The organism is Dielma fastidiosa (assembly GCF_003475485.1).
GTDB lineage: Bacteria > Bacillota_I > Bacilli_A > Erysipelotrichales > Erysipelotrichaceae > Dielma > Dielma fastidiosa.
Window position 1 is genome coordinate 142,068 of record NZ_QRQL01000004.1, and the last position, 26,797, is coordinate 168,864.

Here is a 26,797-nt window from a genome sequence, read left to right on the forward strand (position 1 = left end):
AATGACAGAATTTGCAAAAGATTTTTTATGGGGCGGAGCAGTATCCGCATCACAATATGAAGGCGGCGCAACAGAAGGTGGCAGAGGTTTGTCACATATGGATTATATTCGCAGAGTAAAAAAAGCAGATAATGAAAAAGTTTTTCCGATCAATGTAACATTAGAAATGTTCGAAGATCATAAAAAGCACGAAGATGACTATAACTTCGCATTCCGCAGAGGGTCTGATTTCTATCATCGTTACAAGGAAGATATTGCTTTACTTGGCGAAATGGGTTTTAAAACATTCCGCATGAGTATTAGCTGGAGTCGGCTGTTTCCTACTGGATTGGAACAAGAGCCTTGTGAAGACGGTGTTAAATTCTATCATCAAGTATTTCAAGAATGCAAAAAGTATGGCATAAAACCATTGGTAACCATGATTCATTATGATATTCCGGTATATCTGACAGAAACTATTAATGGTTGGGAAAGTCCTAAAATAATCGATTACTTCCTGAACTATACTAAATTTATAATTGATGAATATCAAGATGAAGTAGCATATTGGATTACTTTTAATGAGATTAATATGGTAATGAATTCCTCTTATCTAGGCGGTGGAATGTTTGTAGAAAAATCAAATCTGCCAAAAGAAACATGCATACATCAAGCATTGCATCATCAGCTGATTGCTAGTGCCTTAACTGTTAAGTATTTCCATGAACATGCGAAATCAGGCAAAATTGGTAATATGATTGCAAGAATGCAGAATTATCCATACACTTGCAATTCAGCAGATGTATTGGCAACTCAACAGCAGAATCAGTTTAATTATTTTCCAACTGATATTCAAGTAAAAGGAACCTACCCTACTTCAATTTTAAATTATTATCGTAAAAATAATATTGAGCTTACTTGGTATCCTAACTATGAAGAAATTTTAAAGAATGGAACAGTAGATTTTGCTGCAATCAGTTATTATCATACTTCAGTAATTAGTGCAGATCCAGATAAAGCAGAACCGATTGGTGCTTTTGTGCGCAATCTTACTAATCCATATAATAAAATTAGTGATTGGGGTTGGGGAATCGATCCAACTGGTTTGAGAATTACCTTGAATGATATGCATGATCGTTATAATGTTCCAATCTTTATTGTTGAAAATGGTTTGGGTGCTCATGATGAATTGACGGCAGATGGTAAGATTCACGATGATTATCGCATTGCTTATTTAAAGGCTCACATTGAAGCAATAAAAGAGGCTATTGGTGATGGTTGTGACGTAATTGGATATACGCCTTGGGGTTGTATTGATCTTGTGAGCTGCGGTGATTGTCAGATGACTAAACGATATGGTTTTGTTTATGTTGATGCAGATGATGAAGGCAATGGCACATATAATCGTTATAGAAAAGATAGTTTTTACTGGTATAAAAAAGTAATTGCATCAAATGGTAAAGATTTAGATTAATAAACTGTTATAACAATGAAAGAGTTAATTGAGTTTTAGAACCTCAGTAAACTCTTTTTTTGTTTAAGGCTATGTATTTCTGTATTATCGCTCAGTGTAATACTTTAAAAGAACGTACAATATGTTCAACCATGAATATAATAACGTTCATCTTTCAAATTAAAGAGTTTAGTATCTCAATATGTTTTCAAGAATATAGTAAATCGTGGATTAATGAGAACCTTATTTATAAAAGATGTTTCTATTGACCAAAAATGAAATATTTTTGATTTTGGTTAATAGGAATGATATACAGAAGATAATAGAAAGGTTGCTTTAGTTTATCATAGGTCTGTTTCAAAATAAATGTTTTTCTGATAGCTGATAAATGTAACAGTGTTGATATGAATTTTCATGGAATAGTGAAATTCTTTCATTTTTTACTTGCAATTCATTTTAATTTGTTTTAAACTTGAAGCATGAAAACAATGTTAAATAAAGCGTCAGTCTTTTACTTTTATTGCTAGGCCCCGATAAACCAATTCGAAATACGATTGGTCATTTTGACTTTTAATCAAAAGAGGGGCATAACAAAGCATTCTGGTAAGACGGATGCTTTTTTTATTAGAAAAGGAGATCAGAATATGGAATTATCAGTTAACTTAAGTGAAGCAAGCAGCCGTATTGTTATTGTCAGAAACGCGATAACACGGCTGGCAGATTATATTGATCTGAACCGCAAGGTTATGATTATCACTGATGAGGGAGTTCCCGCTGAATATCAGCAGCTTGTTCTGTCACAATGCCCTAACGGTCATTTGTTTATTACTGAGCAGGGTGAGGGGGCAAAAAGCGTTCGTGTTTATCAGCAGATCTGCATGAAGCTTCTGGAATTGAACTTCTCAAGAAATGATTTAATACTTGCACTGGGCGGCGGTGTCATCGGAGACTTAAGCGGATTTGTAGCGGCTACCTTTAAAAGAGGCATCCATTTTTCTTCAATTCCAACCACAACACTGTCACAGATTGATTCCAGCATCGGCGGCAAGGTCGCAATCAATCTTGATGAAGTAAAAAATGTATTGGGAACCTTTTACCACCCGGAAGTGGTAATTGTCGACTTAACAACCCTAAAAACACTGCCGCGCCGGCATTACTATAACGGTCTGGCGGAAGCGGTCAAGGAAGGCTTAATTGCTGATCCTGAATTGTTTGAGCTTTTTGAGAAGCATGACGCCGATTTCCAGAATAATGAACCGGATGAGGTTCTTGAGGAGATCATTACCCGCTCCTTAATCGTCAAGAAGAAAGTGGTTGAGGCTGATGAAAAGGAAGCCAATCTTCGTAAAATATTAAATTTTGGTCATACCATTGGTCATGCGGTTGAGAGTCTATACCACCTTCATGATTATTATCATGGAGAATGTGTCAGCATTGGAATGATGAAAATTATCGAGAATGAGGAAATTAAACAGCGTCTACAGGCGATATTAACTAAAATGAATCTGCCGATTGATGCGGCTTATGATCCGGATGAAGTGATTCATTTAATATTCAATGATAAAAAAGCCGATGGCAAAAAGGTTACCATCGTTCAGGTTGAAGAAATTGGCCATGCGCAGTTAATTGATGTTGATATTGAAACATTAAGAAAATACTTATAGGAGGTTTTCATGAAAAGTACAATCGGTAAAAATATTACGATTTCACTTTATGGTGAAAGCCACGGTGAATCAATCGGTGTGGTCATTGACGGTTTAGAAGCTGGTATTAAGCTTGATCTTGATGCGGTACAGGCACAGCTTGATAAACGCCGGGCTAAGGGAAAGATATCAACACAGCGTCATGAGGAGGATTTGTTTCATATAACCAGCGGTTTCTTTAATGGCTGTACAACCGGTACACCGCTGCATATTCAAATTATGAATAAGGAACAGCAGTCAAGAGATTATACACCTCAGCTGCTGAGACCTTCACATGCTGATTACACGGCCTATGTGAAATATCACGGCTGTCAGGATTACCGAGGCGGCGGTCATTTCTCAGGTCGAATCACTGCTCCGTTGGTAGCGGCAGGGGCGATTGCCCAACAGATTCTTGAAAAAAAAGGCATTCTAATTGGTACCCATATTAAGCAGTGCATGGATATTCATGACCGTGAATTTGATGATCTGAACGCGGATTTAAAAGCTTTATCAGCCATGGACTTTGCGGTGTTGGACAATGATGCTCAAAGTGCAATGATCAAACTGATAGAAGCAGCGGCAGCTCAAAAGGACAGTGTTGGCGGCATTCTTGAAACAATGATTCTGAATGTACCAGCCGGCATCGGCGAGCCTTATTTTCATTCAATTGAGAGCAATTTAAGCGCATATCTATTCTCAGTGCCGGCAGTTAAGGGCGTTGAATTCGGAATGGGCTTTGATTTTGTCAATCATTATGGCAGTGAAGCAAATGATGCATGGCTGATGAGCGGTGATAAGATCGTTTCAAAAACCAATAACAATGGCGGTATCAACGGCGGTATCGCAAATGGTATGCCAATCTTATTCAGAACGGTAATTAAACCTACACCAAGCATCTTTAAGCCGCAGCAGACGGTAGATTACAATGAGAAAAAGGAAACCATATTGGAATTGAAAGGACGCCATGATCCAGCAATCTTCCATCGAGCAAGGGTCGTAGTTGATGCAGTGACCGCTTTATGCCTGCTTGATTTATGTGTTGAAGCCTATGGCGGTAAATGGATGAGGGATTGATTATGCGAATTGGATTAATCGGAAAAAAACTAGGGCACAGCTTTTCTAAAATGATACATGAAAAACTGATTGATCAGCCCTATGAATTAATTGAACTTGATGAGCAGCAGCTTGTCGAATTCATGGAAACAAAGGCTTTTAAAGCCATCAATGTAACAATTCCGTATAAGGAAACAGTAATGCGGTATTGTGATGAAATTGATGAACAGGCATTAGCGATTCATGCGGTAAATGCAATTGTCAACCGCAATGGCCGCTTGATAGCGACGAATACCGACTTTACTGGTTTAATGCTGATGCTGAAGCAGCATAACATTGTCATTAAAGATAAATGCTGCTGTGTACTGGGAACCGGCGGTACAAGTAAAACGGCACAGGCGGTATTAAAAGCGATGGGAGCGAAGGAAATACTGGTTGCCGGCCGCAATAAGCCAGCGCCGATCATCAGCTATGAAGCCTTGAAACAGCATCAGGAAATTCAAGTGTTCATCAATGCTACCAGCGTTGGCATGTATCCTAATAATGATGATCAAATCATCGATCTTGCCGATTTTGGCCAATTGGAGGCAGTAGCGGATGTAATCTATAACCCATTGATAACCAGACTCTGCCAACAGGCGGAAGAACTGAAGCTGAAGCATGTGAATGGTTTAAAGATGCTGGTGGCACAGGCAAAGGCAGCGTGTGAATTCTTTCATGACATAGAGCTTGATGATGAAAAAATACATCAGATTACTGATGAAATCTATAAGGATATGGCTAATATCGTTATAATCGGTATGCCAAGCAGCGGCAAAACAACATTGTCACAGGAATTGGCTAAAATCAGTGATAAACGTTTGGTTGACATCGATGAAGAAATTGTCCGCCGGGAACAGCGCACAATCCGGGAAATATTTGATACAGAGGGTGAAGCAAGGTTTCGGGAAATAGAAACAGCGATTTGTAAAGACCTCGCGAAGCAGACAAAGCTGATCATCTCCTGTGGCGGCGGCATTATAAAAAACGAAGAGAATATGCGCTCATTGGCACAAAATGGTATTATCTTCCATATCCGGCGTAATTTAGACGCATTATTAGTTGATGACAGCCGGCCGCTTTCCTCAAGTAAAGAACGTCTGATGGCAATGGAAAAGGAACGAATGCCGCTGTATCAGAAATACAGTCAATTTGAAATAGATAATAATTCAACAATTGAGGCTGCCCTCAAACAGATAAAGGAGCGATTTGATGAAGTTACTTGTAATTAATGGCCCGAATATCAATATGGTTGGTATCCGAGAACCGGGTATTTATGGAAGTGAAAGCTATCAGGCATTGCTTGATTTATGTCAGAAAACTTGCGATGAGCATCAAGTGCTGGTAGAATTCTATCAGAGCAATCACGAAGGTGCATTGGTTGACAGGATTCAGGAAGCCTATGGTAAAATTGATGGTATTGTAATCAATCCAGCGGCTTATACGCATACAAGCATTGCCATACTTGATGCATTAAAGGCAGTGGGTATCCCAGCGGTAGAGGTACATATTTCTAAAGTTGAAAGCCGAGAAGCATTCAGGCAGATTTCATATCCGGGATTGGCTTGCTTCAAAACGATTACCGGTGAAGGAATTCAGGGATATAAGCATGCAATAGAAATATTGATTGAAAAATTAAAGGAGAAAGAATCATGATTATTACTTGTAAAAAGGGCGCCCCACAGGCAGAAATTGATAAAATTATTAAGGAATTTGAAGATAAGGGATTGGAAGTCAATCTGATCCGCGGTGTTGATTATAACGTATTTGGTATTGTCGGCGATACAACGATTGTTGATGAAAAAATTGTTCGTGCGAATCCATGGATTGAACAGGTTACCCGCATCGCGGCACCTTATAAAAAGGTAAACCGCCTGTTTCATCCGGAAGATACAGTGGTGGATGTCGCAGGGATTAAGATTGGCGGCAAGGAAAATATTGTTGTAATCGGCGGCCCATGTTCTGTGGAAGGTGAGGATCAAATCTGCCGCATAGCTCAAGAGGTTAAAGATGCCGGTGGTGTAATGTTAAGAGGCGGTGCGTATAAGCCAAGAACTTCACCTTATGCGTTCCAGGGTTTAGGCAGTGAGGGCATTCAGGATATGGTTGAAGCCAGAAAGCGTACAGGTCTGCCAATTGTTTCAGAAATTATGGGTGTGGATAAGATTGATGAATTTGTTGAAAATGTCGATCTGATTCAAGTAGGCGCCCGCAATATGCAGAACTTTGATTTATTGAAAGCACTGGGGATGATCCGCAAACCGATCTTATTAAAGCGCGGCTTGAGTAATACGATTGAAGAATGGCTGATGTCAGCGGAATACATTATGTCCGGCGGCAATGAGAATGTCATCTTATGTGAACGCGGTATCCGTACATTTGAAAAATATACAAGAAATACATTAGATCTGAGTGTTGTGCCAATCATTAAGCGCAAGAGCCATCTGCCGATCATCATCGATCCATCACATGCGACCGGTGACTGGGATCTTGTTGAGTCAATGAGCCTTGCGGCAATTGCGGCAGGTGCTGACGGCTTGATTATAGAGGTTCATGACAATCCAGAATGCGCATGGAGTGATGGCGCGCAGTCATTAAAGCCAGCTAAATTTAAACAGGTTGTTGAAAAAGGAAGAGCGATTGCCAAAGTTATTGGCCGTGATATCTAGAGGGGGATAAATTATGATTATTACATTAAAAAAAGATACACCGAAAAATGAAGTTGAACGAATTATTAAGTCTTATGAAGACAGAGGCTTTCAAGTTAATAACTCACAGGGCAGCAATTACCATATTTTAGGTTTGATTGGAGATACTACCTCATTGGATGAAAAAATCATTAAAGCAAATCCATGGATTGAGGATGTTACCCGCATCGCTGCACCTTATAAAAAAGCAAACCGTCTCTTCCATCCAGAAGATACAATTGTAGAAGCGGCTGGTATTAAAATTGGCGGCAATGAAAAAATTGTGATTATCGGCGGTCCATGCTCCGTTGAGGGTGAGGATCAGATCTGCCGCATTGCACAGGAAGTCAAGGATGCCGGTGGTACTATGCTGCGCGGCGGTGCTTATAAGCCAAGAACTTCACCTTATGCGTTCCAAGGTCTTGAAAGTGAGGGCATCCGGGCTATGGCAGAAGCGAGAAAACGCACAGGACTGCCAATTGTCAGTGAATTGATGGATGCCGAGCATATCGATGAATTTGTGGAAAATGTAGACATTATTCAAATCGGTGCGAGAAATATGCAGAACTTCTCTTTACTGAAAGCGGTAGGTAAAACTAAGAAGCCAATTTTATTAAAACGCGGTTTAGCTAACACAATTGAAGAATGGATCATGTCAGCCGAATATATCATGGCCGGCGGTAATGAAAATGTTATCTTATGTGAACGCGGTATTCGTACTTTTGAAAAATATACAAGAAATACTTTGGATTTAAGTGTTGTGCCAATTATTAAGGAAAAGACACATCTGCCAATTATTATTGATCCGTCACATGCGACTGGTAATTGGAAATTAATTGAATCAATGAGCTTGGCTGCAATTGCGGCAGGTGCCGATGGTTTGATTATTGAGGTGCATGATAACCCTGAATGCGCATGGAGTGATGGTGCGCAGTCATTGAAACCAGAGAAATTCGCGAATGTAATTAAGAAAGGCCGTGCGATCGCGCAAGTGATCGGCAGGGATCTGTAAGATGAAAGTGACGGTAACACCTTCCGCTTGCAGCGGCAGTGTAAAGATACCGCCAAGCAAAAGCATGAGTCACCGCGCGATTCTTTGTGCCTGTCTGGCACCGGGAGTTTCACACATTGACAATATTGCTTATTCTGTGGATGTACAGACAACAATTGAAGGGATGCGCGCTTTAGGCGCAGAAATTGAATGCTATGAGCATAGCTTAAAAATAAACGGCATTAAGGATTTTAATCACTTGAATGCGTCTGTAATAAACTGCAATGAATCAGGCTCTACCCTGCGTTTCTTTATTCCCCTCTTTGCCGCGACTGGGCAGAGGGTTAGCTTTACCGGCAAAAATCGTCTCTTGAAACGTCCGCAGAAGATTTACGAGGACTTATTTAAAGCTCAGGGCTGTTTCTATGAACAGGATGAGCATTCAATCACCATCGAAGGAGCACTGAAACCAGGTAATTATACTTTACCGGGAAATGTATCTTCGCAGTTTATCAGCGGCTTGTTATTCATTCTGCCGCTGCTTGAGGATGATTCAAGGATTCATATTGAAAATACATTTGAATCTAAAAGCTATGTGCTGCTGACGATGCAGATGCTGGAAGAGTTTGGTGTGAAAGTCAGCTTTGAGGATGAAAATACATTATATATTAAAGGTAATCAGCATTATCATGCCCATGATACCGCGGTGGAAGGTGATTTTTCACAATTTGCTTTCTTTGCGGTTATGGCAGCGATCAATCATGATTTAGATATTTTAGGTGTAAGCCATGATTCTTTGCAGGGAGATAAGCAGATTCTTGAGATTATTAAGGATTTCGGCATCACTGTTAAAGAGATTGAAGGCGGTTATCATGTATGCAAAGGTGAACCGCATGCCCATGATATTGATCTGCATAATTGTCCGGATCTTGGCCCTGTTGTCTGTACGCTTGCCATGGCTTCCCAAGGCTGTACTAAGATTTATAATGCCGGACGGCTGAGAATCAAGGAAAGTGATCGGATTTTAGCGATGGAAACAGAACTTCGCAAATTTGGCTGCGATATCAGCAGCAGTGAAGATGAAATCATCATTAACGGCGGCATGACACAGACGCCTGATGCGCTCAGCGGCTGGAAGGATCACCGCATTGTGATGGCATTGACAGTAGCGGCTGCGATTGCGGATCATGAGGTAGTTATTGATGAAGCGGAGTATATTGAGAAGAGTTATCCGGCATTCTTTAATGACTGCCGTAAGGTAATGATAAAGGTGAGTGAGTTTCATGATTGATAAAAAGAAAAGATTTCTGATCATCGGACTTGGTTTATTAGGCGGCAGCTACGCAATGGGTCTTAAAAAAAGAGGCCATATCGTTTCAGCTATCGATATTAACGAAGCTTCCATCAACTACGCGTTAGAAAAAGGCATCATTGATGAGGGAGCGGCAACTGCAGATCCTAATTTAATCAGCCAAGCCGATGTGATTATATCTGGATTATATCCCAAAACCATCGTTGGCTGGATCAGCGAGAATCAGCAATACTTCAAAAAGAATGCCTTGATTACGGATGTGACAGGTGTAAAATGCAGTATTATCTATAAGATTCAGGAATTGCTGCGTGAAGACTGTGAGTTTATCGGCAGTCATCCAATGGCCGGCAAGGAAGTCAGCGGTGTGCAATTTGCAGATCCTTCTATCTTTTTACCAGCGAATCTCATCATAACGCCGACATCAAAGAACACGCAGGCAGCGATTGATTTTCTCTATGAATTTGGGATTGAACTGCGCTTCAACAATATCTGTATTCTTACACCGGAAAAACATGATGAAATGATTGGCTACTTATCACAGCTGACGCATGTCATCGCTGTTTCATTAATGAATGCCAATGACAACTCGCATCTAAAGGAATATACCGGTGACAGCTTCCGTGATTTAACCCGCATTGCTAAAATCAATGAAAATCTATGGACTGAGCTGTTTTTGATGAACAAGGATGTATTGGTAAATGAGATTACGGCTTTTGTCGATGAGATTAATGATTTTAAACAAAAGCTGATGGCTGAGGATGTTGATGGCATGAAACAGAAATTTATCCAATCGACAAAGCGCCGTAAGTATTTCGATAAATAGATTTGACGCAAGGCTGTATCCTGACGGATATGGCTTTTTTATTGTGTAACAGCTTTGAAAACGATTTTCTCCGCCATTGATGACAATGAAAGTGCTTTTATTGGTTTATTCTTTGCTTACTATTGACATGGTGGTTACTCTGCGATAACATTATCATGTTAGATAAAGATAACATTCAAAAGAGGTGTAGTTATGACTTTAAATGAGATAGAGGTTGGCAGCAGCGCAATTGTTGGTGCTGTAAATGGTGAAGGGGCGCTGCGCAGACATTTGCTTGATATGGGTATCACACCGGGAACGACCGTGCAGCTGCATAAAATAGCGCCGATGGGTGATCCAATTGAAATACGGCTGCGTGGATATAATTTAACGATTCGTATTGATGATGCGAAGAAAATAGAAGTTGTAGGTGACAGCGATGATTTTTGCACTCGCCGGTAATCAGAACTGCGGTAAGACAACACTTTTCAATCAGCTGACAGGTTCAAATCAGCATGTTGGAAATTTTCCTGGTGTTACGGTAGACCGCAAGGATGGTTTGATTCGTAATCACAAGGAAAGTACAGTGGTGGATTTACCGGGTATTTATTCATTATCTCCCTATACTTCTGAAGAAATCGTAACTCGTGATTTTTTGCTTGATCAGCATCCTGACGCGATTATTAATATCTTGGATGCGACAAATATTGAACGTAATCTTTACTTAAGTCTGCAGCTGATGGAACTGCGTATCCCGATGGTGCTGGCTTTGAATATGATGGATGAAGTAAGTGCTAATGGCGGTACGATTAAAATAAAGGCTTTCGCAGAAAAACTAGGTGTACCCTGTGTGCCTATCTCTGCGAGTAAAAATGAAGGTATCGATGAATTGATTGAGGTTGCCTTCAAAGTAGCAAAACAAAAGATTTTGCCGGCTCGGGTTGATTTCTGTACGGGCGCGATGCACCGCTGCATTCATGCGGTATGTCATGTAATTGAGGATCACGCAGAGCGTATCGGTGTTCCGGTCAGATTCGCGGCAACGAAGCTTGTTGAGGGAGATATGCCAATGCAGGAGTCGCTGGCGCTCAGTCAGAACGAGATTGAATTGATTGAACACAGTGTTAAAGAAATGGAAAGTGAACTGCATACAGATCGCGAAGCAGCGATGGCGGATATGCGTTACTGTTTTATTGAAAAATTATGTGCTGATACAGTTATTAAATGTCATGAAAGTAAAGAATATTTGAGAAGTGTTGCCATCGATAATGTTCTGACATCTAAATATTTTGCTTTGCCTGCTTTTGTGCTGATTATGATTTTTGTATTCTGGATGACCTTTGGTGTGATTGGCACAACCTTAAGTGATTTATTCAGCGGTGCTCTTGATGCATTGACGATTTTTGTTTCTGATTTCCTGCTGAATTATGGCTTAAATCCAGTTGTGCATTCCTTAGTCATTGACGGAATTTTCGCTGGTGTGAGCAGTGTGCTTTCCTTTATGCCGGTCATTGTTATTCTCTTCTTCTTTTTATCAATTCTTGAGGATAGCGGTTATATGGCGCGTGTTGCGTTTGTTATGGATAAACCGCTGCGTCATTTAGGTCTGTCAGGCAGAAGCTTTGTGCCGATGCTGATTGGCTTTGGCTGTTCGGTGCCAGCCATCATGTCCACTAGAACGTTGTCGAGTGAAAGAGACCGGCGAATGACCATTCTCTTGACACCCTTTATGAGCTGCAGTGCAAAACTGCCGATATATGCGATGTTTACGGCTGCCTTTTTTCCTAATAATGCGGCATTGGTAATGATTTTGCTATATGCGACAGGAATTTTGGTTGGCATTCTTTGCGCTTTTCTTTTAAAAAATTCTATGTTTCAGGGAGAACCGGTACCATTCGTAATGGAACTGCCTAACTATCGGCTGCCAAGTGCTAAAAGTGTATTGTTGTTGATGTGGGATAAGGCTAAGGATTTCTTGACCAAAGCATTTACGATTATCTTTTTGGCATCAATCATTATCTGGTTCTTACAAAGCTTTGATACACGGCTGAATGTTGTCGATGACAGCTCATTAAGTATGCTTGCGAATGTGGGTAGAATGATTGCCCCAATATTCGCACCGCTTGGTTTCGGTGACTGGCGGGCAGCTACGGCATTGATTACTGGTTTCACTGCCAAAGAAGCGGTAGTATCGACTTTAACTGTGCTGATGAATACAACCTCAACGGCCTTACCGGCTGTGTTAGGTTCCTTATTTACAACTGCAAGCGCAGCTTCTTTCCTAGTCTTTACGTTGTTATATACACCGTGTGTAGCGGCTATCGCGGCTTGCAAGCGTGAAATGGGCAGTGCGAAAAGCGCTTTGTTCATGGTACTTGCGCAATGTGGTGTAGCCTGGATATTTTCCTTTATTGTCTATCAGCTGGTGAATATGGTGAGTATGCTATGAAGCTGATTGATATTATTGTGCTTCTGCTGATTGCAGCTGCTGTTGTTGCTGCAGTAAGAGCCTATCGGAAAAAGCCTTCATGCTGTCATGATGGCAGTTGTAATCATGCTTGCGCGGCATGTAATAAAAAGTGTAAAGAAAAAAAATAAATATGCAAGATGATATAGCACAGGGCTGTAACATCTTGTTTTTTTAGCTGCAAAATCTAAAGCAGAATAAGTTTTTCCACACTGTCTACATCCTCTTATTATCAAAGGTGTATTATCTGGAGTATTTTTCCAATCAATTAGTTTTTGTTCAATTTTCCTTTTCAGTATTAACTTCAGCCCTTTATTATTTCAAAAATGTTTTTTTAAACGACTTTTTTGACAATGCGTATTTTTTTCTAATACTTAGGCATAACCTACGGGAGATATATTAGAAATGCTTTGCTACTATTTGGGTACTACCTAAAACAACCATTAATCATAGTTACTCATAATAAATATTTATTAAGAACTGATAAAGAATTTTATCAAACAGATAGCAAATGTGAATAAAATATATCGCACTTTGCTTTAACATTGATATAATAAGAATATAAGAAAGGCGTGATTTTATGGCACAGATTAGTTTGCGTGTTGATGATGATGTGAAGCGTGGGGCCGAGCAGACCTTTGATGAGATAGGCTTGAGTATGTCAACGGCAATTAATATCTTTCTAAAAAAGGTTGCCAGAGAACGACGCATACCCTTTGAGTTGTCAGCAGATCCATTTTATTCAGAAAGTAATATGCGTTATCTGGAAAAGAAGATGGAAGACTATAAAGCAGGACGATTAAGTATTTCTAAACATGATTTAATAGAGGAATAATTATGCAGTTAAGAGTAATACAATGAGATTTCGATGCATGGGAAGATTAATCTAACTGATTTTTGGAGTCGGCGCATTAATGTAAATTTTGTCTGCACACAAAAAGATATACAATTTTGTTTATATCAAATACCACCATTAGTTATATTAACAGGCCAATAAGCCTATATACAAAAAATACCCTCCAAAATGAATATTTGTCAAAGGGCATTTTTACGTTATAACCGCAGCTGTTTCTCTGCGAATTTTATTGTTCTTTATAAGGTTTAAAATATTGAATCGCAATACAGCCGATACCGGTATGACAGCCAACGACACTGATTAACTCAATTAGCCGTGGTTTCAGTCCTGGCACACGGTTTTGAATCCGCTGAATCATATCTTCACAGTCAGCAGTTTCTAACACATAGGCAACAACTAATTCATAGTCGCTGTTCAATCCATTCGCAATCATTAAATCAATCGCTTTATCCATAGCTTTAGACAAAGTACGAACCTTTTCAGACACATCAATACGTCCTTCGGTTGACTTGTCAATCTTCAAGATAGGCTTGATTTTCAGCAATCCCGCCAAGGTTGCCGCCAAGGGCGTCAGCCGGCCTCCTCTTTTCAGATGATTCAGATCAACTGGAATCAGCAGGGTACTGGCACTGTCAATAACAGCCTGAAGAATCGTCTGAATCTCATCAAGGCTTTTTCCTTCTTCATAAAGTTTCTTTGCCAATGTGATGCAGTAGAACTGTACTTCTGCGGTAACATAAGTGTCCATGCAGATAAATGTCAGTCCATTTTCTTCAGCCGCCAGCCGCATGGCATTTATCGTACCCGATAAACCATTGCAGATTGGCACCGCAAATACGGTATCATATTCATTCTTTTTTAAATCAGCAAATAATTCCTCAATCAAACCTAACGGCGGCAGGGAAGTCTTCATCAACTCGCCTGCTTGTACACGCTTGTAAACCTCTTCAATACTGGCATCTTCCAATTCCAATATCGTTTCACTTCCATTGCTGATCTGCAGCGGTAAACTGTAAATTCCCAATGCTTTCATTTCTTGTTGGTTGTGTTCACAGCCACTGTCAGTTACAAATGCAACTTTCATGTTCTTACCCCCCGTAAGTTTTACTTTTTAAATGCCTGAATACCTACACATTCACAGCCAGTATGAACGGAAATAACGGAAACCAGATCACAGATTTCAATCTCATGATTTGGAAATTGCTCCTGCAGACGGTCACGCACATATTCAGCTTGTTCCAAAGAATCGCTGTTTGCGACATAAATCATATAATTGTCATCAACTTTACGATTAATCAGCTCCTGAACCATGCGGTCAACCGCTTTGTTATAAGTGCGGACCTTATCGAAAACATCAATCTTGCCAAGGCAGCTTTTATCGATTTTCAGAATTGGTTTAATTTTAAGCAATCCAGCCAAGGTCGCAGCCAGCGGTGTTAAGCGGCCGCCGCGCTTTAAGTGGTCAAGATCACCAGGCATAACAAGTGTTAGTCCAGTATCACCGATATCTTGGATCTTAGCGATTATATCCTCCATCGCCACACCTTCATTATACATCTTATGTGCCAATTCAATACAATATTTCTGCATACAGGCTGTCGTATAAATATCTACATGAATGAATTTCAATCCAATGTTTTCAGCTGCCAGACGATATGCGTTATAGGCGCTTGATAAACCCGCGTTAATCGGTATACAGAATACAGTGTCATAGCCCTGTTTCTTTATATCATCAAATATTTTCTCAATCAGACCCAGCGGCGGGATTGAAGTCGTCATGCGCTGTTCTTCACGAATCAGCTTATAAATTTCAGCATTGCTGGTATCAACAAAATCCAACAGTGTTTTATCCTGATCTACAAATACAATCTGCAAAGGAATGCAAATTATATCTTTCTTCTTCATTTCAGCGGGTGAAACACCACAGCTTGTATCGGTTACGAATGCAACTTTCATTTCATCCATCCTTTCCTGTCAGAGGACAGTTACCTATGCAAAATATTATACCCTATTTTTGATGTTCTCACAAATCAATTCAAGAGTAAATGACAAATAAGATCAATGATTCATTTATAAGATATGTAAAAGGTCCTATTCAATAGTATTTTATATACTAATTGAAAGGACCAATTTGCAGGGAGATATAGACTTAATCTGATTTATTTAGCGTTGGCGGCAGCCATTTCACCGGCAATGCGTCCGGAATTATAAGCGAAGCCTAATGTACCGCCTTCAAATGGCACATAGGCGTTGCCATAAGCGCCGCTGGCGTCAGCTCCGGCTACCCAAAGGTTATCGATCGGCTTACCGGCAGCGTCTACTGCCTGAAGATATTCATCAACCTCAACACCGCCAAGGGTACCAAGATAATTCACATATTTATACTTAACCGCATAATATGGGCCTTCAGCTAATTCATCCATGTATTCAGAAGCTTTATATAAATCTGTATCAGCACCATTGCGGCACATTTCATTATAACGATCTAACGTAGCCGTTAAGCGAGGCATATTCAGTTTCTCAGCTAATTCTTCAATTGTATCGCCCTTGATGACAATACCCTCTTCAACCGCTTTTTCAAGCGCCGCTGTTACATCTTTTGGTGTGATGCTGTCAGCATAGCGCTGATCAGTATCAACCTGATGGCCGCCTTCAATATAACGCTGATTATTGCCGATGAAGATACTGTAACGATCCACTAATTCCGCAAGACCGCCTTCAGCAACCTGATTAAGGATTCCTTGATCAAGAATTGAATAAATTTCACCGCCGCTGACACTTCTTAATGTTTCAGCACCATGAGCTGCTTCAAGTACAACTTCTTCGTTGGTGAAACGAGTACCTTGAGAGTTCACAAAGAGAACCGGTGTCTGGAAAGCGCCAGTCAGCGCGCTGTAATTTTCAATCTGTTTTAATTCATCACTGGCTGTGGAGAAGTCAGGACCAATACCATAATTCTGCGGAATAACGATGCCTTTATCAGCACCGATTGCCCATGCCATTTTAATACCGTCACCAGTATTTGATTTTACAACTGGATTGCCATAATTAACATCACCGAAAATTTCAGTAGTCATTTCCGCATTGCCCGCAAAACCGCCTGTCGCAAGAACTACCGATGAGGCATTAATTCTTAATTCACCGCCGTCAGCTTTTACGGCAATCACGCCGCTGACCTTGCCATCAGTCATAATCAATTCAGTACCAGTAGTTTCATAACGAACGCTGCCGCCCTTTGTCTCAATTACTTCATGAAGCGTAGTCATCGCTGCGACACCGCCTTCATCATAACCGTGGGCTGTTGTCGGATTGCCTAAATGACCGATTACACCGCCATGACCTGGATCAAGCAGATTCAGCTTAACACCGTTTTCAATTAACCAGTCAACCGTAGATCCTGATTTCGCAATGACATTCGCCAGCAAGGCACCATTAGCGTGATATTCACTGGTTTCCATGAATTGATCATAAACCCATTCCGGGTCAACAGTTTTGCCGGCTTCCTTTTGCAGGGTGGAATCAGTGGCAAATAATACACCGGCGAAAGTACCGGCACCCATCGGACTCGCAGTCTTTTCGATTAAAATAACATTTTTACCTGCTTCAACCGCCGCTAATGCAGCCGCCGTACCAGCAGCTCCGCCGCCGACTACAACTACATCACAGCTGATTTCTTCCTGTTCACCTTTTACGACCTCTGTCGTTTTATTCTTTAATGCTTCGACATCACCGCCTGCTTGTTTCACACAATCCTCCACCGCACTGAGAATTGCGTTACTGGTATTTGTTGCCCCGGCAATCGTATCAATATTCAGACTTTGATTCTCTACAATGCCGGCAGGAATTTTTTCTAACGCGCCATCCGCGATACCGGCCGTTTCCTGCTGTTCAGTGATAGTTACTGACTGAATCGCATCACTTGTAAATACTACCTCAACACTGACATCACCGTTATTACCCTTGGCAGCCGCCGTGTAAGTACCTTCTGTATATGCAGAAGTGTTAGTGGGAGTATCTGATTTTGATGTACAGCCGCTCATTGAAGCGCACAGCATCAGAACTAGACATCCGCAAATTAGTTTTTTCATAAGTTCCCTCCATTTGTTACCTTAATAAGCTTAAAATAAGGTCTTAGCCATGAGTCAACCCCTATTTAATACAGCTTTTGATAAAAAATGAACAAGAAAAAAAGCCATTTAAGGCTCATTTCGTTATCAAATTCACAATCAAACAGAGACAACCTATGCCTAACCCACAGGTTCAAGGATCGGAATATATACAATAAAGTGACTGAACCCCTCACCATGATCATGACTTTTAAAGACACATTCCATCAGCACTTCATCACCATACTGCAGCTTGAATTTATCCATCAGCTCTTTAACCTCATGAAACCGTTCCTTACTCATCGGCTGATTCTGCAATGAACCGCTTGCGAATACAAAATACTTACCGGCAGGCAGTAACTTAGCATAAGAGACATCAAGATTAATTTCCGTCGCTTTCTTACAGGATATAGAAAAGCCCCATTGATGATCAAATGCTCCCTCATAAAAGGACATCCGGGGAACTAAGACAGCCTGATTCGTAATCGGCAGCCGGTCGAGCCAATCCCTGACCTTATCTTTAACGGCTTCATCCTGACTGAATTCATAATTATCAGTCTGCTTCAGAAAGTAAAAGCCATCTAAATGAACAATTTCCCAGCTGTCAGATTGCTGATCAAAACGTTCGCCTATTTTTAAAAGCTGATTGATCTGGCTTAAATATGCCTGCATCCGCTCTATTTCAATCTCCATCTCATCTCGTTTACCCTTCAATGCCTCAGTGATGCCAGCAAAATCCTTATCAAAAATTAATTCTGCTGATTCTTTAATCGTAAAGCCAAGATTTCGATATTTCTTGCTTTCAATAATTTTTTCACCCTGATTAATATTAAAATAGCGATAATTAGTCTGTTCATCAATCTCAGGCTTTATGATGCCATATTTCTCATAATGTTTAATCATATCCTGGCTGACACCCATCTCACGGGCAAATTCACCAATTTTATACCGCTTCATACCATCACATCCCTGTTTTAATTATACATCAATTTGCAACTTCTGCCTATTTCCCCTATAATTGAAGCGGTGATCGATATGCCTCGTTTAAAAGAAGAATTTATGAATGAATTTGAAATTGAAAAAAGCCGATTTATCTGTTACTTGAATCGGGCTTTTAACGAAGAAGAAGCAAAAGCATATATTCTAAGGATAAAGAAACTCCATCCTAATGCAACTCATCACTGTTCCGCGTTTTTAATCGGTGAGCATAGTGAACTGCAGCGCAGCAATGATGATGGTGAACCAAGCGGTACAGCCGGTGTGCCAATGCTGGAAAGCCTGCGAATGAATAAGATGAATGATGTAGTGGCTGTTGTCGTGCGTTATTTTGGCGGCATTAAACTGGGGGCTGGCGGTTTGATTCGCGCATATTCTAAAAGTGTATCAGAAGCGATTAAGCTGGCACCGTTAACCGATAAAGTTTTAACATATAAATATTCATTAACTTTCAGCTATGATTTAATCGGCAAGCTGGATTATTTTCTTGCTCATCATGATACGGAGATATTAAACAAGGAATACGATGAAAGAGTTACCTATATCTATCGTTCACGAAGTGATGATTTGAATGATGCGATACAGGAAATAGCCAGCGGCAGTGCCGTAATTATCTTCCTCGGTGAAGAAATTGTCGAACAGGAGATAATAAAATAAAAGGGACGGATGTCCCTTTACTTGTTAAAACATTTTAGCAATCTGCGGCAATGTCTGCATCGCATAACCAAGGAAATGCTGATAACCGCAGTAGTCATCACTTAAGAAACAAACATTTTGCCGCTTACAGCCGCCATGACATATATTTCTGAACTGACATGACTGACAGACAGCTTTTTCTTCAGCGCGTACTTTCAGGAATGCCTGTGAAGGCTCGCTCTTGATTAACTCAACTAAGCCCATCTCTTTAAAATTACCTAATTTCCGATCTTCTGTAACAAAGAAATCGCAAGGATATACACTGCCGTCAGCTTCCACCACACTTTGCGGTGAACAGTTACCCAGCAATCCACACTGATAGGGGGCATGACCATTAATCATACCAATCAGATTATCAAACAGATTTACACTTAAATAATGGCCGTTTCTTAAATGCTTAAGCCAGCAGTCATAAAACTGGCCAAAGAAAGAGGCATATAATTCAGGGGTCAGCGCTTCACGATTCATTTCTTCATCATTATTTAATGATGGCAGGCAGGGAATCAGCTGAACATAATCAAACTTATTCTCTTTAAAATAATTAAACAGCGCTTTTGGATGTTCAGCAAGTGATTTAGTAATTACGCATAAGATATTAAAATCAACCTGATGCTTACGCAGCAGCTTAATACCATTCAATACACGATAATAGACACCTTTCTTTTGAGCATCATAGCGAAATTTATTCATATTCGTTTCATAACCATCTAAGGATACACCTAACAAAAACTTATTCTCATGGAAAAACTCACACCATTCATCATCCAGCAGCGTTCCATTGGTCTGTAAGGCATAGCTGACGGTACAGCTTCCTTTCACTTGATTTACCTTAATGATAAAGCGTTTAAAATAATCAAGACCGGCAACCGTTGGTTCACCACCCTGAAACCCAAAGGTTACTTTACCGTTTTCATCCATATCCGCGAAAATCCTTTCAATCATCGCATTCATCGTTGTTTCATCCATGATACCGTAATTATCCTGTTCACGGTTATTACTAACATCAAAATAAAAGCAATAACTGCATCGCAAGTTACAGCTTGAAGACGCGGGTTTAATTAAAAAAGAAGCACTTTGCATATTATATCTCCTAACATCATATTATCATTATAGCTAACTTATGAGAGCGTTTCAATTAAGAAAATATGTTATAATGAATAAAATAAGGAAGTGTCAGCATGAAAAAAACCGTACTTATTGTAGATAAAGATAAGGATATTCTGAATCTGTATAAGAATATGATCAATTGGGATGAATATGGCTATGAAATTCTGGCAACTGTTGATAATGAAAAAAACGCAATCTCATCTTATGGAGAATATTTGTATGATTTAGTTATAACCGATATTGATTTAAGAGAAGGCAATGGGCTTTCCTTTTTAAGCCGCATTAAGAAAATGTATCCAAGCAGTCGTTTTGTAGTAATTTCTGAAAAGTCTGATTATGAAACTGTGCGTATGGCAATGAAGCTGGGTGCTTATGATTATTTTGTGAAAAGTAAGCTGCGTTTTGCGAATTTTATTGATTTATTGAATGAATTGAATGAAGCTGATTATTTAATTGCTTATTCTGATATATCAATTGAATCAGATTTGCAGAAGCTGATGGGTTTGATTCGCGATAAGCAGAAAATCGATGAGAAGCGTGTGTTAAAGGCTATTGATATTGATAAGCTGCCAATCTTGAACAATACATACCGGATGTTTTTGTTTCGACTTGATCATGTGTACAATCTGTTTCATACGAAGATCTTTGGACAGGATAAGGATGTATTGCATAATGATATCAGTTATGAATTAGAGAAGGCATTCAAGAATATACCGAATGTGAAAATCTTGTTCTCAAAGAAGCACTCAGGCATCGTGCTTGTTCCGCCGTATCAGCTTGAAACCTATATTGAAATTGCGAAAAGCCTGCTGATGAATTTAGAGAGCGGTACCGGATTTACGTTCTGTATAACAATTTCAGACGCGGTAAGCGGTGTCTCTTCCTTCTATTCACAGTACATTAAGACATTGCATTATCATAATTGGAAATTCTATCATGGTGACAGCAGTGTATGTGTGATGGAACATGTGCCTGATTTTAATGATGTGAATCGGGAGCTGATTCAAAATCAAATTGATTTTTTAACGAAGGTCAGCGTAAGGGATATTCATGAAATTCTGACTTGCAAGGACCAGCTGCTGCATTATTTTGAGATGCAGCATACAGATCCGGAACAAATCATATCGCTGTTTATGATGATTCTGACGCTGATTGAAGAAAAGGAAGCACAGCATTATAAGAGCGGTACCTGTGACTTTGATTCAATGCGTTTAGTTGTCAGTAAGTGTGAGACGCTGAAACAGCTCAGTAATGAATTAGATACGATTTTTAATACGATCGCGAATTGGATATTTGATAAAACGAGCCGTAAATATAAGAAAAATGTGAATAAGATTATTTTATTTGTGGAACAGCATATTAATGAGAAGATTACTTTGGAGATGATTGCGAAGCATTTGGGCATCAGTGAAATTCATGTGAGCCGTATTTTTAAGGCGGAAACCGGTAAGAATCTGATTCAGTATATCAATGAACAGAAAATTCAGCGGGCTATTGAATTGATGGAGCATTCGAATATGAAAATTAAGGATGTTGCTGAGGCAGTGGGTTTTGAGGATCAGCTGTATTTTAATAAGGTATTTAAGAAGATCATCGGTATTTCACCAAGTAAATACCGCAGCAAGGCAGTTGATTGATGATGAAAAAGCTTTATATGATCGGCGGTACGATGGGAGTAGGAAAGACTTCTGTTTGTCAGCTGCTGAAGAAGCAATTAAATCATTGTGTATTTCTTGACGGTGACTGGTGTTGGGATATGCATCCTTTTGAAGTAAATGAAGAAACGAAACAAATGGTGCTGGCGAATATTAAATTCCTATTAAATAGCTTTATTCAATGCAGTGTGTATGAGAATATAATCTTTTGTTGGGTCATGCATGAACAGTCAATCATTGATGAACTGTTATCGGCAATTGAAACCGCCAATTGTGAGGTGAAAGTGATTTCTTTGATATGCCGTGAAGAAAGCCTGCGGGAACGTCTTCAAAAGGATGTTGATCAAGGTATCCGTGAACCAGAAATCATCCAGCGAAGTATACAGCGGCTTGATGGCTATAAAATGCTGAATTCGATTAAGCTTGATGTCAGTGATATTTCAGCGTCAATGGCGGCTAAGCAAATTGCTTCCTTATAATAATAAAGAGATCCAAGCGGATCTCTTTTGTTTTAAATTGTGTTTTTCAGCCAGTCAAGGGTTGCTTTAGGAGTTCCTTTAAGCAGCTGTCTGCCGTCAGTATAACCTTCTTCACGATCTTTTAATTCATCAATCAGATGGCTACGCAATGTATGAATTCTATCTTGATATGCCTGCTCATGGATTAAATCGTGTTCCTCACGAGGATCTTGGTCAAGGTTGAAATACTGCTCTCTGCCGGTTTGGGAGAACCAAATGTATTTATCATGACTGGTAACGATATAATGATTAGACTGTACACCGCCGCTGTGTTCACCATGCAGATATTCACGTTGATGTGGCTTTTCACCGATAATTTCCGGTGCCATTGATATACCGTCCACGGTGTCTGGAATATCGATGCCGGCAAATTCAAGCAGTGTAGGCATAATATCTCTTAATTCAACCACACTGTCACTTCTGAATGGGGTAACTTTTTTAATGTTTTTACCGACATGTACAATCATTGGTATGTGAGTGCTTCCCTCATAAGGAAGTACCTTGCGGAAGCAGTTATTATCAAACAGCATTTCACCGTGATCGGCAGTGAATACAATGATTGTATCATGATAGGTTTCATCGTTTTCCAAGGCGGTAATTAAACGGCCGATCTGATGATCAATATGAGTGATACATGCGTAATAACCAGCCATTGCCTGATGCCGCATTTCATCATCACGGCAGCCATGCACAGAATCTAATACTCTGCCATATTGTTCAGTAAGGCTTGGATCGACCCAATCACCATGAGCCGGTTCACGAAGCTGTTTATCCTTATATAAGTCATAATAGGACTGCGGTGCGTCAAATGGCGGGTGAGGACGGACAAAGGAAGCCGTTAAAAAGAAAGGCTTCGTCCGATCCCGGGTTTCTAAGAAGCGGATGCTTTCATCAACAACCCAGTTCGTCGGATGATAACGCTCCTCATAGATCCATGGATGAGTAACCCATGAATTATTTTCTACACCGCTGGCATTTACATCCGCGTCATGACCTAGATGATCTTTTAAAAAGCGCATATAATCATCGCTGACATTCTGATGCATCCAATAAGGCGTATTTGCCTTACGGTAGTGACCAATGTAGCCATCATGCAGCCGCATACCCTGAAAACCACAGAGCAGGCGAGGCGGATGGACATGCATCTTGCCGACACATTGTGTATAATATCCATTTTTGGTTAATTCTTCAGCGAGATAATGCTCATAGTTCCAGTCAATACCATCCTGATAGCCTACCCGGCCATGCTTAGTCTGTGAACGCCCGGTAAGCAGCGCGGCACGTGCCGGTATGCAGCTTGGGCAGGCACTATAACCATTTTCGAAGAAAGCACCGTCAGCTGCCAGCGTATCAAGATAGGGTGTTTTTACATCCGGATGATCGGCAAAGGATAAACAATCACCGCGGAGCTGATCGCACATCAATAAAATTATATTAGGTTTTTTCATATCCAGTCTCCTTTGTCTCTTATTATATTAAAAGCGCTTACAATTAAACAGTTATAAAAGTTAAAAAATGAAAAAATCATGGATTATTTTAACTGTGATTTTCGATAGAAAGATAAAAAATCTGCATTTTATTTAAAAAATTAGCAAATTATGTAATATTTTGAGTGTTGAGTAATTTTTATCAAGATTTAGATATGTAATTTATTAACAAAACATTCTTTAATTGGGAAATTATGAAATATTTAAACTTTATGCGAAATAAACAACTTTTAGTAGAAAAAAATACATTGAACATGGCTTGCAGTGCCGATATAATAACCATGTACACAATATTAAGCGCTTACATATTGGTTCGATAGGAGGAACAATGAGTAATTTAGGAATCATTTTAGTCAGTCATGGTGAATTCGCCAAAGCTGCGTTAGGCAGTGCAGAAATGATTGTCGGTCCACAGGAAGAAGTAACTGCTCTGGCACTTACAGTTGATAAATCACTGGATGCTTTTGAAGAGGAAATAGCTGCGGCTTATGACACTCTGGCAGAAACATGCAAGGAAATTATCGTATTATGTGATATTTACGGCGGTACACCTTTCAATGCTGTCTCCCGCTGTATCCTGAAGGGTAAGAAGATCATTGGCTATACGGGTTTGAGTTTACCAGTATTGATCGACTTATTGCTTTGCAGAGATTTAAGTGGTGAAGAAGCAAAGAAGCGGATTGAGGCTACTCATGCCATTGCTCTGTCACCAATCAATGTTTCGCTAAACAGCGATGAAGACGACATAGACGATCTATAAGTCATACAAACAAGCGTTTGGAAAGGGGTTATATTAATGGCAGTAAGATTAGTAAATATTGATGACCGTTTAATTCACGGTCAGGTTGCGACTACATGGATCAAGGATTATGGCATTGAGTCAGTAATTATTGTTAATGACGCGGTTGCGAATGATCCGATTCAAAAATCAGTTGCGGGACTTGCGGTACCGGGAATTAAAGTCAGCATCTTTGGTGTTGATCAATTCTTGGACGTTCTGAAAAAGACGACAATTAAAAAAGTGACAATGGTTCTGTTTACATCTCCAATCGATGCATTAAAATGCAAACAGAATGGATTTGAATTCAGCGAGATGAATGTTAGCGGCATGCGTTTTAATGATCAGCGTGTGCGCCTGCATAAGAATGTGTCAGTAACACCTGAAGAAAAGGCTGCTTTTGACGCATTGATCAATGATGAACACGTATCGGTAACGATGCAGACAACAACTCGTGATGAAAAAATGATGTTTGTCGATTTACTTAAAAACTATAAGGAGGATTAACCATGGGAATCTTGGTTCAGTCACTGCTTCTGGCATTATGGGCAGGACTTTGCGCATTGGATCAGTTTGGTCCGCATTTAGGCTTTAGAAAACCGCTTCTTGCGTCAGTCGGCGTTGGTATTATCTTAGGGGATATGACAACGGCAATTATTATTGGTGCAACTCTTGAATTAATGTGGCTTGGTGTAAATAATATTGGAGCCTATGTACCTCCTGATGTAATTTCTGGTACAGTAGTAGGTGCTTCAATTGCTATTATGTCTGGTGCTAATATTGAAACAGCAATCGCTACGGCAGTAGCTGTGGCAGTACCGACAGCAATGCTTGTTCAACAGATCAACATGCTGATTATGACTACGAATATTTCATTAGTGCACGCTGCGGATAATGTAGCGCTGAGCGGTGATTTTGATAAGATCACACCGCTTCATTACTTAGGCGGCTTGTTCTTCTTCTTAAGCCGTGCCGTACCTGTATTTATTGCTTGCTATTTAGGTGCTAATACTATTGATGCGATTCTGGCGGCAATTCCAGCTGAAATCTTAACTGGTTTCAACGTTGCTTCTAAGGCTATTCCAGCTGTTGGTCTTGCGATGCTGTTAACGATGATGATGAAGAAAAATATGTGGATGTTCTTAATTTTAGGCTTCGTATTATCTGCTTATATGGGACTTCCAACCCTTGCTGTTGCCTTGATTGGTGCTGTTGTTGCCGGTCTTTATGATTTAATCATGACTAGACCTGCCGGTGCTGCTGTAAGCAATACAGCGGGAACTGATGAAGAAGGAGAGTATGATCTATAATGGGTAAAATTACTAAGAAAACTTTAAATAAAGTATTATGGAGAACACAGACTACTCAGTTCTCACACAATTATGAACGTATGCAGAGCTTAAGCTTAACTTATGATTTTGCTCCAGTATTAAAAGAATTGTACGGCGATCGTCCAAAGGAAGAACGCGTACATGCAATGCAGCGTCATCTTGAGTATTTCAATACACATCCAATTGCTATTCCTTTTATCTTAGGAATCACAGCTGCGCTTGAAGAAAGCACAGATGAAGATCATAAAGATTCAGTAGTAGCGATTAAGACAGGTTTAATGGGTCCTTTCGCTGGTTTAGGCGACAGTATGCTGAACCTGACTTGGTTCCCAATCGCCGGCAGTATCGGTGCTTCAATGCGCGTAGCTAACGGCAGTATTATCGGCCCAATTGTAATGTTCTTAATGATTAACCTGCTTTATTGGCCTTTAAAATATTATGGTCTGCATTTAGGTTATGAAAAAGGTGTTTCTTTATTAGGTGCTGAAGGCGGCATCAGCGGTCTGCAGATTTTTGACCGTCTTGCTAATTTCGCAAATGTATTAGGTGTTGTCGTTGTCGGCGGTCTGATTCCAACAACCGTTAAGGTTGCTACGGGTATTACGATTGCTTCAGGTGAAGGATCGATTGCTCTGCAGGAACAATTAGATAAGGTTCTGCCTTGCTTGCTGCCAGTAATTCTGGTATTGATCTGCTACTTATTTATTAAGAAATCCAATGGTAAAAATACAGCTTGGGTTATCCTTGGGGTGCTGGTTGCTTGTATCGCATTATCATGGGTTGGCATTTTAGCATAATT

26 protein-coding genes are annotated in these 26,797 nt (G+C 40.0%); 20 read left to right on the plus strand and 6 right to left on the minus strand.

Translation table 11 applies throughout. The features are described 5' to 3' along the window. Nucleotide 1 precedes the first annotated feature (1 nt). From DWZ33_RS10235 to DWZ33_RS10295, 13 genes are all read left to right on the plus strand, one after another. Nucleotides 2-1,453: a glycoside hydrolase family 1 protein gene (locus tag DWZ33_RS10235; RefSeq protein WP_118454749.1), complete on the plus strand. Its 1,452-nt coding sequence runs from the start codon at nt 2-4 to the stop codon at nt 1,451-1,453. Nucleotides 1,454-2,076: 623 nt separating this feature from the next. Next, nucleotides 2,077-3,096 (plus strand): 3-dehydroquinate synthase, encoded by a 1,020-nt coding sequence (gene aroB / locus DWZ33_RS10240; RefSeq protein WP_022938768.1) that lies wholly within the window; start codon nt 2,077-2,079, stop codon nt 3,094-3,096. Nucleotides 3,097-3,105: 9 nt separating this feature from the next. Beyond that, nucleotides 3,106-4,191, plus strand: a complete 1,086-nt coding sequence (gene aroC, locus DWZ33_RS10245) for a chorismate synthase (RefSeq protein ID WP_118454750.1) — start codon at nt 3,106-3,108, stop codon at nt 4,189-4,191. Nucleotides 4,192-4,193: 2 nt separating this feature from the next. Next, on the plus strand, nt 4,194-5,441 hold the full coding sequence (locus tag DWZ33_RS10250; RefSeq protein WP_118454751.1) for a shikimate kinase: 1,248 nt from the start codon (nt 4,194-4,196) through the stop codon (nt 5,439-5,441). Continuing rightward, complete coding sequence (gene aroQ / locus DWZ33_RS10255; RefSeq protein WP_022938765.1) at nt 5,422-5,865, plus strand: type II 3-dehydroquinate dehydratase; 444 nt, start codon at nt 5,422-5,424, stop codon at nt 5,863-5,865. The genes DWZ33_RS10250 and aroQ overlap by 20 nt, the downstream gene beginning before the upstream one ends. Continuing rightward, nucleotides 5,862-6,878: a 3-deoxy-7-phosphoheptulonate synthase gene (gene aroF, locus DWZ33_RS10260; RefSeq protein ID WP_022938764.1), complete on the plus strand. Its 1,017-nt coding sequence runs from the start codon at nt 5,862-5,864 to the stop codon at nt 6,876-6,878. The genes aroQ and aroF (DWZ33_RS10260) overlap by 4 nt, the downstream gene beginning before the upstream one ends. A gap of 13 nt (nt 6,879-6,891) precedes the next feature. Next, nucleotides 6,892-7,908 carry a 3-deoxy-7-phosphoheptulonate synthase gene (gene aroF, locus DWZ33_RS10265; protein ID WP_022938763.1) on the plus strand — a complete coding sequence of 339 codons (1,017 nt, stop codon included), beginning with the start codon at nt 6,892-6,894 and terminating at the stop codon, nt 7,906-7,908. A 1-nt stretch (nt 7,909) separates the two neighbouring features. Beyond that, nucleotides 7,910-9,178: a 3-phosphoshikimate 1-carboxyvinyltransferase gene (gene aroA / locus DWZ33_RS10270; protein WP_118454752.1), complete on the plus strand. Its 1,269-nt coding sequence runs from the start codon at nt 7,910-7,912 to the stop codon at nt 9,176-9,178. Continuing rightward, nucleotides 9,171-10,022, plus strand: coding sequence for a prephenate dehydrogenase (locus DWZ33_RS10275; protein ID WP_022938761.1), 852 nt, complete (start codon nt 9,171-9,173; stop codon nt 10,020-10,022). Before aroA ends, DWZ33_RS10275 begins: the two co-directional genes overlap by 8 nt. A gap of 192 nt (nt 10,023-10,214) precedes the next feature. Beyond that, nucleotides 10,215-10,463: a FeoA family protein gene (locus tag DWZ33_RS10280; protein WP_022938760.1), complete on the plus strand. Its 249-nt coding sequence runs from the start codon at nt 10,215-10,217 to the stop codon at nt 10,461-10,463. Continuing rightward, a complete protein-coding gene (gene feoB / locus DWZ33_RS10285) occupies nt 10,441-12,450 on the plus strand; it encodes a ferrous iron transport protein B (RefSeq protein WP_022938759.1) in 2,010 nt (669 codons plus the stop codon). Before DWZ33_RS10280 ends, feoB begins: the two co-directional genes overlap by 23 nt. After that, nucleotides 12,447-12,599 (plus strand): FeoB-associated Cys-rich membrane protein, encoded by a 153-nt coding sequence (locus tag DWZ33_RS10290; RefSeq protein WP_182425652.1) that lies wholly within the window; start codon nt 12,447-12,449, stop codon nt 12,597-12,599. The genes feoB and DWZ33_RS10290 overlap by 4 nt, the downstream gene beginning before the upstream one ends. A gap of 449 nt (nt 12,600-13,048) precedes the next feature. Beyond that, complete coding sequence (locus DWZ33_RS10295; protein WP_118454754.1) at nt 13,049-13,303, plus strand: type II toxin-antitoxin system RelB/DinJ family antitoxin; 255 nt, start codon at nt 13,049-13,051, stop codon at nt 13,301-13,303. A gap of 247 nt (nt 13,304-13,550) precedes the next feature. On the opposite strand, the gene DWZ33_RS10300 is transcribed toward DWZ33_RS10295, so the two are convergent. From DWZ33_RS10300 to DWZ33_RS10315, 4 genes are all read right to left on the minus strand, one after another. After that, entirely contained in the window at nt 13,551-14,408 is an 858-nt protein-coding gene (locus DWZ33_RS10300; RefSeq protein ID WP_118454755.1) for a DegV family protein, read from the minus strand. A gap of 20 nt (nt 14,409-14,428) precedes the next feature. Further along, the gene (locus DWZ33_RS10305; protein ID WP_022938752.1) at nt 14,429-15,280 is read right to left on the minus strand and encodes a DegV family protein; all 852 of its coding nucleotides are present in this window, start codon (nt 15,278-15,280) and stop codon (nt 14,429-14,431) included. 203 nt (nt 15,281-15,483) lie between these two features. Further along, nucleotides 15,484-17,412 carry an FAD-dependent oxidoreductase gene (locus DWZ33_RS10310; RefSeq protein WP_118454756.1) on the minus strand — a complete coding sequence of 643 codons (1,929 nt, stop codon included), beginning with the start codon at nt 17,410-17,412 and terminating at the stop codon, nt 15,484-15,486. A 159-nt stretch (nt 17,413-17,571) separates the two neighbouring features. Then, nucleotides 17,572-18,387, minus strand: coding sequence for a MerR family DNA-binding transcriptional regulator (locus tag DWZ33_RS10315; RefSeq protein WP_118454757.1), 816 nt, complete (start codon nt 18,385-18,387; stop codon nt 17,572-17,574). A 78-nt stretch (nt 18,388-18,465) separates the two neighbouring features. On the opposite strand from DWZ33_RS10315, the gene DWZ33_RS10320 reads away from it, so the two are divergent. After that, a complete protein-coding gene (locus tag DWZ33_RS10320; RefSeq protein WP_118454758.1) occupies nt 18,466-19,083 on the plus strand; it encodes a YigZ family protein in 618 nt (205 codons plus the stop codon). A gap of 24 nt (nt 19,084-19,107) precedes the next feature. Here the strand turns inward: DWZ33_RS10320 and DWZ33_RS10325 are convergent, their stop codons facing one another. Next, entirely contained in the window at nt 19,108-20,202 is a 1,095-nt protein-coding gene (locus tag DWZ33_RS10325) for a radical SAM/SPASM domain-containing protein (protein WP_118454759.1), read from the minus strand. Between the two features lie 98 nt (nt 20,203-20,300). Here DWZ33_RS10325 and DWZ33_RS10330 point away from each other — a divergent pair, with 98 nt between their 5' ends. Continuing rightward, nucleotides 20,301-21,866: a helix-turn-helix domain-containing protein gene (locus DWZ33_RS10330; protein ID WP_022938747.1), complete on the plus strand. Its 1,566-nt coding sequence runs from the start codon at nt 20,301-20,303 to the stop codon at nt 21,864-21,866. Beyond that, on the plus strand, nt 21,866-22,363 hold the full coding sequence (locus DWZ33_RS10335; RefSeq protein ID WP_244925872.1) for an AAA family ATPase: 498 nt from the start codon (nt 21,866-21,868) through the stop codon (nt 22,361-22,363). The genes DWZ33_RS10330 and DWZ33_RS10335 overlap by 1 nt, the downstream gene beginning before the upstream one ends. A gap of 32 nt (nt 22,364-22,395) precedes the next feature. Here the strand turns inward: DWZ33_RS10335 and DWZ33_RS10340 are convergent, their stop codons facing one another. Further along, the gene (locus DWZ33_RS10340; RefSeq protein ID WP_118454760.1) at nt 22,396-23,850 is read right to left on the minus strand and encodes an arylsulfatase; all 1,455 of its coding nucleotides are present in this window, start codon (nt 23,848-23,850) and stop codon (nt 22,396-22,398) included. A gap of 367 nt (nt 23,851-24,217) precedes the next feature. On the opposite strand from DWZ33_RS10340, the gene DWZ33_RS10345 reads away from it, so the two are divergent. Genes DWZ33_RS10345 through DWZ33_RS10360 form a run of 4 tightly spaced genes read left to right on the plus strand, consistent with a single transcriptional unit; the run spans nt 24,218 to nt 26,795 of the window. Further along, nucleotides 24,218-24,649, plus strand: a complete 432-nt coding sequence (locus DWZ33_RS10345; protein ID WP_022938738.1) for a PTS sugar transporter subunit IIA — start codon at nt 24,218-24,220, stop codon at nt 24,647-24,649. A 36-nt stretch (nt 24,650-24,685) separates the two neighbouring features. Then, nucleotides 24,686-25,174 (plus strand): PTS sugar transporter subunit IIB, encoded by a 489-nt coding sequence (locus DWZ33_RS10350; RefSeq protein WP_022938737.1) that lies wholly within the window; start codon nt 24,686-24,688, stop codon nt 25,172-25,174. A gap of 2 nt (nt 25,175-25,176) precedes the next feature. Continuing rightward, entirely contained in the window at nt 25,177-25,977 is an 801-nt protein-coding gene (locus DWZ33_RS10355; RefSeq protein ID WP_118454761.1) for a PTS mannose/fructose/sorbose/N-acetylgalactosamine transporter subunit IIC, read from the plus strand. Next, on the plus strand, nt 25,977-26,795 hold the full coding sequence (locus DWZ33_RS10360) for a PTS system mannose/fructose/sorbose family transporter subunit IID (RefSeq protein ID WP_118454762.1): 819 nt from the start codon (nt 25,977-25,979) through the stop codon (nt 26,793-26,795). The genes DWZ33_RS10355 and DWZ33_RS10360 overlap by 1 nt, the downstream gene beginning before the upstream one ends. The last annotated feature ends 2 nt before the right edge of the window (nt 26,796-26,797 follow it).